11 protein-coding genes, 1 tRNA gene and 1 pseudogene are annotated in these 10,123 nt (G+C 53.0%); 10 read left to right on the plus strand and 3 right to left on the minus strand.

The window, feature by feature from the left end:
• Both QZL66_RS00015 and QZL66_RS00020 read left to right on the plus strand, forming a co-directional pair.
• Positions 1–187 (plus strand): annotated as a pseudogene (locus tag QZL66_RS00015) (collagen-like protein); the annotation flags it as partial.
• Between the two features lie 114 nt (positions 188–301).
• A complete protein-coding gene (locus tag QZL66_RS00020; RefSeq protein WP_022409736.1) occupies positions 302–1,039 on the plus strand; it encodes a YwaF family protein in 738 nt (245 codons plus the stop codon).
• A 50-nt stretch (positions 1,040–1,089) separates the two neighbouring features.
• On the opposite strand, the gene QZL66_RS00025 is transcribed toward QZL66_RS00020, so the two are convergent.
• Genes QZL66_RS00025 through QZL66_RS00035 form a run of 3 tightly spaced genes read right to left on the minus strand, consistent with a single transcriptional unit; the run spans position 1,090 to position 2,922 of the window.
• Positions 1,090–1,701 (minus strand): hypothetical protein, encoded by a 612-nt coding sequence (locus QZL66_RS00025; protein WP_022409737.1) that lies wholly within the window; start codon positions 1,699–1,701, stop codon positions 1,090–1,092.
• Positions 1,694–2,389 carry an alpha/beta hydrolase-fold protein gene (locus QZL66_RS00030; RefSeq protein WP_022409738.1) on the minus strand — a complete coding sequence of 232 codons (696 nt, stop codon included), beginning with the start codon at positions 2,387–2,389 and terminating at the stop codon, positions 1,694–1,696. Before QZL66_RS00030 ends, QZL66_RS00025 begins: the two co-directional genes overlap by 8 nt.
• A 2-nt stretch (positions 2,390–2,391) precedes the next feature.
• Positions 2,392–2,922, minus strand: a complete 531-nt coding sequence (locus tag QZL66_RS00035; protein WP_022409739.1) for a nitroreductase family protein — start codon at positions 2,920–2,922, stop codon at positions 2,392–2,394.
• A gap of 346 nt (positions 2,923–3,268) precedes the next feature.
• On the opposite strand from QZL66_RS00035, the gene QZL66_RS00040 reads away from it, so the two are divergent.
• From QZL66_RS00040 to QZL66_RS00075, 8 genes are all read left to right on the plus strand, one after another.
• Entirely contained in the window at positions 3,269–4,123 is an 855-nt protein-coding gene (locus tag QZL66_RS00040) for a substrate-binding domain-containing protein (protein ID WP_022409740.1), read from the plus strand.
• Positions 4,124–4,152: 29 nt separating this feature from the next.
• Entirely contained in the window at positions 4,153–5,001 is an 849-nt protein-coding gene (gene pstC / locus QZL66_RS00045; RefSeq protein ID WP_022409741.1) for a phosphate ABC transporter permease subunit PstC, read from the plus strand.
• Entirely contained in the window at positions 4,998–5,876 is an 879-nt protein-coding gene (gene pstA / locus QZL66_RS00050) for a phosphate ABC transporter permease PstA (protein ID WP_022409742.1), read from the plus strand. The genes pstC and pstA overlap by 4 nt, the downstream gene beginning before the upstream one ends.
• 49 nt (positions 5,877–5,925) lie before the next feature.
• On the plus strand, positions 5,926–6,675 hold the full coding sequence (gene pstB / locus QZL66_RS00055; RefSeq protein ID WP_022409743.1) for a phosphate ABC transporter ATP-binding protein PstB: 750 nt from the start codon (positions 5,926–5,928) through the stop codon (positions 6,673–6,675).
• The gene (gene phoU / locus QZL66_RS00060; RefSeq protein WP_022409744.1) at positions 6,675–7,313 is read left to right on the plus strand and encodes a phosphate signaling complex protein PhoU; all 639 of its coding nucleotides are present in this window, start codon (positions 6,675–6,677) and stop codon (positions 7,311–7,313) included. Before pstB ends, phoU begins: the two co-directional genes overlap by 1 nt.
• A gap of 119 nt (positions 7,314–7,432) precedes the next feature.
• Positions 7,433–8,110: a winged helix-turn-helix domain-containing protein gene (locus QZL66_RS00065; RefSeq protein WP_022409745.1), complete on the plus strand. Its 678-nt coding sequence runs from the start codon at positions 7,433–7,435 to the stop codon at positions 8,108–8,110.
• Entirely contained in the window at positions 8,107–9,804 is a 1,698-nt protein-coding gene (locus QZL66_RS00070) for a sensor histidine kinase (RefSeq protein WP_022409746.1), read from the plus strand. Before QZL66_RS00065 ends, QZL66_RS00070 begins: the two co-directional genes overlap by 4 nt.
• A gap of 63 nt (positions 9,805–9,867) precedes the next feature.
• Positions 9,868–9,943, plus strand: a tRNA-Gln gene (locus tag QZL66_RS00075).
• Positions 9,944–10,123 lie beyond the last annotated feature (180 nt).

The following is a 10,123-nucleotide window of genomic DNA, read 5'->3' on the forward strand; positions in this document are numbered from 1 at the left end:
TGTAGGACCTGGTGCAGATGGTGCAGTCGGCGCAACAGGTCCTACAGGTGCAACCGGTGCCACAGGCGCAGCTGCAACCATTACACCGGCAGCTGCGGTGAACGATTCCGTTGGTACAGTCGATGTGGTGGAGCAATTCAACACACTGCTTGCGAATTTGCGGGCAGCAGGGCTGCTGGAATCCTGACCAAATGAAAAGAGCTGTCCCGTTTGGGGCAGCTTTTTTGTCGGGTTTTGCGGATAGACTTGCATTTTTTTCGGAAATGGCGTATACTGAGAGCAGAGAAAAGGTGGTGGGAGCATGTCTTATTTTTGGCTGACATTGGAACGGATTCCGGATGATCTGGGATTTTCGCTGTATGATAGAACGCATCTCTGCTGGCTCCTTGGGATTTGCGCCGGAATTGTTCTGCTGGCGTGGGTCTGCCGCCGCATTTGTGAGGATACCTGCCACCGATTGTTACAGGGAATCGGCTGGGGAATGCTGGGGCTGGAGGTGCTCAAGGTAGCAGTTCTTCTATCAACGGGACAGTTTCGGGCGGCGTATCTGCCGCTGGATTTGTGCGGACTCTCCGTCTTTCTGGAGTTTGCTGCTGTCTGGAAACCGCATCCGCTGCTGTTGGAATTGCTATACAGTCTTTCCCTGCCGGGGGCGTGTCTGGCACTGCTGTTTCCCAACTGGTTTCCGCTGCCCCTCTGGAACTTTTTCAGCATCCATAGCTTTGTGATTCACGGGCTTCTGGTGGCAGTGCCGGTGATTTTTCTGGCACGTGGGACACTTCGTCCCGATTGGAAACGGCTGCCCTTTTGCTTCACTATGGTGGCAGCAGCGTGTATTCCCATTGTGTGGGTGAACCACCGGTTTCACACAAACTTTTTCTTTCTGTCGTGGCCGACCAGCGGTTCGCCTTTGATCTGGTTCGGGCGGGAGTTCGGCAACTACCGCATTGGGCTGCCCGTACTGATGGCACTGATCTGGACGGGCATGTACGGGATTCCGGCGCTCTGCCGCATGATACACCGCCCCAGTTCAAAATAGCAAGCGCTCAAAAAAACGCCATCGGATGGTTTTCCGATGGCGTTTTTCATTTAGCACCTACTGATATACAGCGAGCGCAGATGTTTCATGAGAGAATCATAATTCGAGATCTCCTTGGAAATCTTTGCGTGCTTGCCGTGAAAAAGTACGTGTACAGTGTGCTTTGTTTTCCGGATGTTTGTGACTTCTGTTACCGGCGTGATGCGGATACCATTCACGGAAAGCGTGCCATCCAGAAGTTTTGCCAGTGTGTCCGGCTGATGCAGTACAGACAGCAGCTGTTCCTGTCTGGCAATGACACTGGAAACACGATTCTGAGCGCCGGCACCGGGAATCCTTGCGGAGATATGGTAGAGTGTTCCTCGATAGAATGCCCATTCCTTGAACTGCGCCCGAATTTTTCCGGAGAGCCGAATCCCTGTGACAGAGAGGTAGAAGATCACCGCCAAAGCCACTGCCAGCACCAAAATCAGACACAGTTCTGTTTCCGTAGAGGTAGTTTTGTATACGGCATCTCGATTTTGTTCAGAATCCTTTGTAAGCTGAAAGAAAAACGGAATCATGGCAATGGCAAGTGCTGCAAAAGAGAGCAGCACACGCCACAGCATTTTGCGTGCTGCTTCTTCTCGTGCCACATGGGGCGGATGATAAATTTCAAGCATACGGCTTCTCCTGTCCGGCAAGCTGCTCTGCGCACCACAGAAATCCCTTGGCAGTGCGGGCAGCATTGTCCTGAAAGTGATTGCCGGAGTTCCACTCCAGCGTGGTATTTACCCCGCACTGCGTCAGGCGTTCTGCCTGTGCTAGGATTCGTGCTTTTCCGGTGCGCAGCAGCGGATTTCTGGTCTTGTGTTCCTTGTTGCCAAGGCTGAGGTAGACGTGGGAAGTCTTTGGCTCATGCGCTGCGATGTAGGTGTCCCAGTCATCGAACCACACGGAGGGGGAGCAGGCAGCCACTGCCCGAAAGGCATTCGTCTGGTAGGCTGCCCAGAGGCTAAATAATCCCGCCAGAGAATAACCGCCCAGCACACACGGCATGGTTTTCGGCAGAGCGAGCGCCGGCAGCAGTTCCTCCAGAATCCACCGCAGCGTTTCTCCGGCGTTTCCGCCGAAAGGTTCGCTGCCGAACGCCTGTCTTGCGCTCCACGGGGACAGCTCACGGTTCCAGTCCGTTACCGGAAAGGACACCAGCGTCACGTCACACGGCGCATGCTGCTGAATCTGCGCTGCCTCTTCCGCAAGACCGGCAAGCTCGTGTGCGCCGGTTGGCTGGATGAGCACACATGCCGGCGCATCTGCGGAAAAGATGGTGCAGTGTTTTCCGGCAAGATCGGTTGCAACTTGTGACATGATTAGAAGCTCTCGTAGAATACGGTTTCTGCCAGCGGTTTGCGCTCCGTGTCATAGCGCTCCGGCGACTTGACTGCCTCTGGATTGGCATAACCCAGACACAGCATGGAAACCGGCACATAGTTCTCCGGCAGGTGGAATTCCTCCCGCACGATTTCCGGATCAAAACGCTCCACCCAAAGAGAGCCGAGTCCCTGTTCTGTTGCCTCCATCATCATATAAGTAGTGACAATGGAGAGATCGATCTCCTCAATGCGGTGTCCGTCGAAGCTGCGAATCCAGCAGTCATCCACATCGGCGCAGGCGATGATAACGGTCTTGGCAGTGTAGGCATTGGCATTGTGCATTGCTTTTGCGACCTTTTCCAGTCCTTCCGCAGACTGGACAACCAGCAGACGCTGAGGCTGGTGATTCTTGCCTGTGGGTGCGAGGCGTCCTGCCTCCAGAATTGCCTGAAGCTTTTCCGGCTCGATGGCTTTGTCCTGATAGGAACGGATCGAGCAGCGTTTCTTTGCGAGTCCTGTAAAATTCATGATGGAATTCCTCCTTTTCGATTTGCTCTCAGTATATCACACTTCCCCCGAAAATGCAAGCGTTTGTAAAAACAGGGGAGAATGAGGAACAGACACTTTCCTGTGTTAACAGATTGAAAAGTACGAGACGAGAAAAAACAGACGCAATTGCGTGGACTTTTCGCTTTGTAAATTCGTATTTTTCCAGATTTAACATTTAAACTAGATTTAACATAAGCAAGGTGATGGATTTTACAGGCAGCTGGTATAATGAGATTGTTCATTGGAACAGAGGAAATAAATTGTGTGAGAGCGTGAAAAAACGCTCAGGATTTCCCGCATCGGGAAAGAAACGGAGTTTTGTAAAATGAAAAAGAGGATTCAGATGATCGCAGGTATCGCAGCACTGGGCATGCTGGCAAGTGCTATGACTGGTTGTGGCGCAGGCGGCGCAAATGGTGCGATCAGCGTCATCACCCGTGAAGACGGTTCCGGTACCAGAGGCGCATTCACTGAGCTGTGCGGTATCGTCGCAGACGACAAGGACAACACTGTTTCCAGCGCAGAGGTTACCAACAGCACCGCCGTTATGCTGACCACCGTTGCCGGCAACTCCGCAGCCATCGGCTATGTTTCCATGGGTTCGCTGGATGACTCCGTAAAGGCAGTCAAGGTGGACGGCGTAGAGGCAACACCGGAGAACGTCTCCAACAGCAGCTATTCCATTTCCCGTCCGTTTAACATCGTCACCAAGACCGACGGTATCAGCGATGCTGCACAGGACTTCATCAACTTTATCATGAGTGATGACGGTCAGGCAGTGGTCGAAGATGCGGACTACATTCCGGTTAGCTCCGGCACGTATGAGGCAGCCGATGTCAGCGGTAAGGTAACTGTTGCAGGTTCTTCCTCTGTAACACCGGTCATGACCAAGCTGAAAGAAGCATACGAAAAGATCAACACCAATGTGACTGTAGACGTACAGCAGAGCGACTCTACCACCGGCGTTACCTCTGCCGTACAGGGCATCTGTGACATCGGTATGGCATCCAGAGAGCTGAAGGACAGCGAAACTTCGCAGGGCGTGGAGGCAACTGTCATTGCAATGGACGGCATTGCAGTCATCGTCAACAAGGAAAACACCATTGAAGACCTGACACTGGACCAGATTCGCCAGATCTATGTGGGTGAAGTTACAAGCTGGGATGAACTGAACAAATAAATGAAACGCTTGTCGAGAGGACGACGTACATGAAAAAATATCGTGAAAAAATCATGCAGGTTGTGTTCCTGATCGCTGCATGTATCTCCATCGTTGCCGTTGCACTGATTTGCATCTTTCTGTTCGCAAACGGGTTTCCGGCAATCGTTGAGATCGGGCCGCTGAAATTTCTGGGCGGTATGACATGGAAACCGACGGAAGGACAATACGGGATCTTCCCCATGATCATCGGCAGCATCTATGTCACAGGAATCGCCATTCTGGTCGGCGTGCCGATTGGATTGTTCTGCGCCGTATTTATGGCAAAGTTCTGTCCGAGAAAACTCTATAAGATTCTGAAGCCGGCGATCTCTCTGCTGGCAGGCATTCCCTCCATTGTCTATGGCTTTTTCGGGCTGGTCGTGATCGTACCGATCATGCAGCAGCTGGTGGGAACGGGAAAAAACGTACTGACCGCCGGCATCCTGCTGGGCATTATGATTCTCCCCACCATCATCGAGATCTCGGAATCCTCCCTCCGTGCCGTGCCTCAGAGCTATTATGAGGGCTCGCTAGCACTGGGAGCAACCCATGAGAGAAGCGTCTATTTTGCCACGCTTCCGGCAGCAAAGTCGGGCATTATGGCAGGCATCATTCTGGGCATCGGCAGAGCCATTGGCGAGACCATGGCAGTTGTCATGATCGCCGGAAACCAGCCGGTATTGCCCAAGAGCCTGTTCGCCGGCGTGCGGACGATGACGGCAAATATTGTCATGGAAATGGGCTATGCAGAGGGTCTGCACCGTGATGCATTGATTGCAACGGGTGTGGTTCTGTTCGTCTTTATCCTGCTGATCAATGTTTGCTTCTCGCTGGTAAAACGGAAGGAGCAGTCATGACAAAGACAAAAGAAATGGGCATCAATCACCGCACTATGAAACAAAAGCTGGCGGAGTACCGGCATCAGCCTCTCTCCCTGCTGCTGTTGGCGCTGACACTTCTGGCAGCAGTCATTACTGTGGGTGTACTGCTGTGTCTGATTGCATACATCCTGTACAAAGGCATCCCGAACATGCATCTCTCCCTCTTTGCGTGGAAATATACCACGGAGAACAGCTCCATGATGCCTGCCATCATCAACACGCTGCTGATGACAGTGGTAACCCTGATTATCGCCGTGCCCATCGGTGTATTTTCCGCCATCTATCTGGTGGAGTACGCCAAGCGCGGCAACAAGCTGGTCAAGGTCATCCGCATGACAACGGAAACATTGCAGGGCATTCCCTCCATTGTCTTCGGTTTGTTCGGCTTCCTGATGTTCGTGGTGGCATGCAACTTCGGTTTCTCGCTGCTGGGAGGTGCCATCACACTGGCACTGATGGTGCTGCCGTTGATTATGCGTACCACGGAAGAGGCACTGCTCAGCGTGCCGGACTCTTTCCGGGAGGGCAGCTTCGGACTTGGCGCAGGACGTTTGCGGACGATCTTCCGCATCATTCTGCCCAGCGCAATGCCGGGAATCCTCGCCGGAATCATTCTGGCAGTGGGACGCATTGTGGGCGAAACTGCCGCACTGATGTACACCGCCGGCACTGCTACCACAGTATGTACAGGGCCGTTCCGCTCCTGCCGTACCCTTGCTGTGCATATGTACCAGCTGCTCTGTGAGGGACAGTATATGGGACCGGCATACGCCACAGCGGTTGTCCTGCTGGTGATGGTCATTGTCATCAATGCGCTGTCCGGCTGGATCGCAAAGAAACTGACCAAATAACAGGAAGGAGTGCGGTGCAGCGGCAGACGGCTGCGCACCCAGTGAAACCATGGAGAAATTTGAAATCCACAACATGGATCTGTACTATGGCAGTTTCCATGCGCTGAAAAATATCAATCTGGATCTTCCCGCCAATCAGGTGAGTGCCTTTATCGGGCCGTCCGGATGCGGAAAATCCACGTTGCTGAAATCCCTCAACCGCATGAATGATCTGGTAGAGGGCTGCCGCATCACCGGTGATATCCGGCTGGATGGGCAGGACATCTACGGGGACATCGACATCAACCTGCTGCGGAAACGGGTGGGCATGGTGTTCCAGAAGGCAAATCCGTTCCCCATGAGCATCTATGACAACATTGCCTATGGCCCCCGTACCCACGGTATCCGCTCCAAGGTGAAGCTGGATGAGATCGTGGAAAAGTCCCTGCGGGATGCCGCCATCTGGGATGAGGTAAAGGATCGCCTGAACAAGAGTGCGCTGGGAATGTCCGGCGGACAGCAGCAGCGTCTTTGCATCGCACGTGCTCTTGCCGTACATCCGGAGGTGCTTCTGATGGATGAGCCGACCAGCGCACTGGATCCAATCTCAACTTCTAAGGTAGAAGACCTTGTCATTTCCCTCAAAAAGGAGTATACTATAATTATCGTGACGCACAACATGCAACAGGCAACTCGTGTCTCCGATCGTACAGCGTTCTTTTTGCTGGGCGAGGTCGTAGAATATTCCGAAACAGAAAAGCTGTTTTCTAATCCGCAGGATAAACGTACCGAGGACTATATTTCGGGGAGGTTCGGATAATGAGAGAGTACTACACCGCACAGCTGGAAACCCTCAATACCAACATGATTCAGATGGGCGCACTTTGCGAGGATGCAATTTCCGCTGCCATTCAGAGTCTGCTGGAGGACGACAGGACAATTGCCAAGAAGGTGACAGACACCGAACTGGAGATCGACCAGATGGAACGGGATATCGAGCGCCAGTGCATGCGCCTTCTGCTCATGCAGCAGCCGGTTGCCACCGATCTTCGGGTGGTGTCCTCGGCGCTGCGTATGATTGCCGATCTGGAGCGCATCGGAGATCAGGCGTTTGATATCGCCGATATCACCAAGTCCGGCTCGTTTCAGGGCTTTTCCGGCAAGGTGCACATCAAGGAGATGGCGAAAGCAGCCATTCACATGGTGACGGACAGCGTGGATTCCTACGTGAAGCAGGATGTACAGCTGGCAAAGCGTGTGACAGAGGAAGATGACGTGGTAGACGAGCTCTTCCTGAAAGTGCGTCGGGAGCTGGTGAAACTGATCCATACCGATCAGAACGCCAGCGAACAGGCGTTGGATCTGCTGATGATCGCAAAGTATCTGGAGCGCATCGGGGATCATGCCGTAAACGTTTCAGAATGGGTGATTTATTCTGTCACCGGAAAGCATATGTAAAGCGCGTAAATCATTGGAACAGGCTCTGACATTCCGGAACAGGTTCTGAATACCGCCATTGAAAAGGAACTCTCTCACCGGTGTTCCTTTTCTGTGTCTTAAAAGAAAGGCAACACAATATGATTTATTTGGTAGAAGACGACGACAGCATTCGGGAACTGGTGATCTATACCCTGCACAGCACCGGAATGGAGGCACAGGGGTTTGCAGTGCCCTCTGCGTTCTGGACGGCGATGGCAGAGCAGGAGCCGGATCTGGTTTTGCTGGACATCATGCTGCCGGAGGAGGACGGTCTGGAAGTCCTGAAAAAGATTCGGAGCAACACGGCAACAAAACATCTGCCGGTGATTATGCTCACCGCAAAGGGTACGGAGTACGATCAGGTCATCGGACTGGACTGCGGTGCAGACGACTATGTGACAAAGCCCTTTGGCATGATGGCGCTGATGGCACGCATCAAGGCGGTGCTGCGCCGTTCGGAAAAGGCAGATGGGGAGAAGATTCTCCAGTTCGGCGACCTTCAGGTCAACCCGAAGCGGCATCTCATCTCCGCCGGCGGAACACAGATCAGCCTGACACTCAAGGAGTTCGAGCTGCTCTGTCTGCTGCTGGAAAATCAGGGCGTCGTCTTTACCCGTGACCAGCTCCTGAACCGCATCTGGGGCTATTCCTTTGACGGAGAAAGCCGTACTGTGGATGTTCACGTGCGCCATCTGCGTCAGAAGCTGGGGGATTGCGGTGCATACATCGAAACCGTGCGGGGTATCGGCTATCGGCTGGGAGATGGCAGCGTATGACCAAGAAGATCTTCCAATCGACCATTACCGTGGTTATCACTATGCTGCTGCTCAGCTTTCTGCTGATTACCGGTGTGCTGTACCAGCACTTCGAACAGATGCAGCTGAATCAGATGCAGTCCATGGCGACCTTTGTCATGCAGGGCGCAGAAGAGGACGGCATGGACTATTTCAAGGACTTGAAAAAAACTGAGGTTCGTGTGACATGGATCGCAGCGGATGGCACAGTGCTGTATGACAACTGTTATGACGCTGCCAAGATGGAAAATCACCGCAACCGGCAGGAAGTACAGGAGGCGCTGACGGCGGAGTCCGGCATAAGCATTCGCCGTTCCTCCACACTGTCGGAACACACTATCTATTATGCCAAGAAGATGCCGGATGGCTCTGTGATGCGTCTTGCCACGGCGCAGAGTTCTGTGTGGTTTCTCATCGGCGGACTGCTGTCGCCGGTACTCTTTATCTTTCTGGCAGCATGCGCTCTCGCAGGCGTTCTTTCCTATCGTGTTTCCAAGAAAATCGTGCGTCCGCTGAGCGAGATCGACCTAAAGCATCCGGAGCAGGTGGACACCTATGAGGAGCTTTCGCCGTTCCTGCAGCGCATCGCCATGCAGAATCAGGAGATCGACGCACAAATGGCGGAGATTCGCAAGCAGCAGCAGGAGTTCTCTATGATTACCGAGAACATGAGCGAGGGACTTCTGGTGGTTGACCGCAACTATCAGCTGCTCTCCTATAACAAGAGTGCCGTGCGGATTTTTGGCATCTCCAATCCGGCAGCCGTGAAAAACGTGCTTGCTGTGAATCGGAGCCAGGAATTTCGGGAGGCGGTGGAAAACGCATGGAAGGGCAGACACACCCAGCAGCGACTTCAGATGGGCGAGCGTATCTATCAGGTCATTGCCAACGCTGTCTCTGATCCGGAGGACACCGAGGATCTTTTGGGCGCAGTGATTCTGGTACTGGATGTGACAGAGCGTGAGGAGCAGGAAAAGTACCGGCGAGAGTTTACTGCCAATGTCTCCCACGAGCTGAAAACGCCGCTGACCTCCATTTCCGGCATTGCGGAGATCATGAAAAACGGCATTGTCCGGCAGGAGGATATTCCCCACTTTGCCGGAAAGGTCTACGACGAATCCCAGCGGCTGATTACGCTGATCGGAGACATCATCCGTCTTTCTCAGCTGGACGAGAACGAAGTGCCGCTGGAGCGGGAACAGGTGGATATGCTGGAGCTGGCACGGGATGTGGTGGACAGCTTGCAGTCTGTGGCACAGCAAAACAGCATTTTGCTGGCGGTGCACGGGACACATGGCGTGGTGTACGGCGTGCGCCGTGTGCTTCATGAGATGGTGTATAACCTGTGCGACAATGCGGTGAAGTATAACCGTGCCGGCGGCCGTGTGTGGGTCTCTGTGACAGCGGAGAAACAAACTGTTTCGGTTTCTGTGCGGGATACAGGCATCGGGATTCCGGATGCTCAGCAGTCCCGTGTCTTTGAACGGTTCTATCGGGTGGATAAGAGTCATTCCAAGGCGGTCGGGGGAACTGGTCTGGGGCTGTCCATTGTAAAGCACGGCGCTGTGCTGCACCATGCGGAGATCACGCTGCACAGCGAGCTGGAAAAGGGAACGGAGATCATCCTGAAGTTTCCGCAGAGCAGCATGTTCGATACGCAAAATGAAAAAAATTGAATTGGCGGAAAAAATACTTGACAATTTCGGCAGATTATGATATAATGTTAGCACTGTCGAAATTGGGGTATAGCCAAGTGGTAAGGCAACGGACTTTGACTCCGTCATTCCGCTGGTTCAAATCCAGCTACTCCAACCATAACCGCACTGCACAAATGATACAATTGTGCAGTGCTTTCTTTTTGGAAAAACGCCGAAAATGCGTGATTTTTTCGGCTTTACCAAGCAAAAATAGCCTGCTGGGGAGCGTTTTCCTGGCAGGCTGTTTGCATTTCTGAAACAACAAAAAAACGATAGGATAAAATAAAACGGTAGGTCG

Source organism: Ruminococcus sp. CAG:330, assembly GCF_000437175.1.
GTDB lineage: Bacteria > Bacillota > Clostridia > Oscillospirales > Ruminococcaceae > Ruminococcus_C.

Bases quoted from the DNA above. Each gene is read 5' to 3' on its own strand.
- QZL66_RS00020 (WP_022409736.1), top strand. From the start codon at position 302: ATGTCTTATTTTTGGCTGACATTGGAACGGATTCCGGATGATCTGGGA.
- QZL66_RS00025 (WP_022409737.1), bottom strand. From the start codon at position 1,701: ATGCTTGAAATTTATCATCCGCCCCATGTGGCACGAGAAGAAGCAGCA.
- QZL66_RS00030 (WP_022409738.1), bottom strand. From the start codon at position 2,389: ATGTCACAAGTTGCAACCGATCTTGCCGGAAAACACTGCACCATCTTT.
- QZL66_RS00035 (WP_022409739.1), bottom strand. From the start codon at position 2,922: ATGAATTTTACAGGACTCGCAAAGAAACGCTGCTCGATCCGTTCCTAT.
- QZL66_RS00040 (WP_022409740.1), top strand. From the start codon at position 3,269: ATGAAAAAGAGGATTCAGATGATCGCAGGTATCGCAGCACTGGGCATG.
- pstC (WP_022409741.1), top strand. From the start codon at position 4,153: ATGAAAAAATATCGTGAAAAAATCATGCAGGTTGTGTTCCTGATCGCT.
- pstA (WP_022409742.1), top strand. From the start codon at position 4,998: ATGACAAAGACAAAAGAAATGGGCATCAATCACCGCACTATGAAACAA.
- pstB (WP_022409743.1), top strand. From the start codon at position 5,926: ATGGAGAAATTTGAAATCCACAACATGGATCTGTACTATGGCAGTTTC.
- phoU (WP_022409744.1), top strand. From the start codon at position 6,675: ATGAGAGAGTACTACACCGCACAGCTGGAAACCCTCAATACCAACATG.
- QZL66_RS00065 (WP_022409745.1), top strand. From the start codon at position 7,433: ATGATTTATTTGGTAGAAGACGACGACAGCATTCGGGAACTGGTGATC.
- QZL66_RS00070 (WP_022409746.1), top strand. From the start codon at position 8,107: ATGACCAAGAAGATCTTCCAATCGACCATTACCGTGGTTATCACTATG.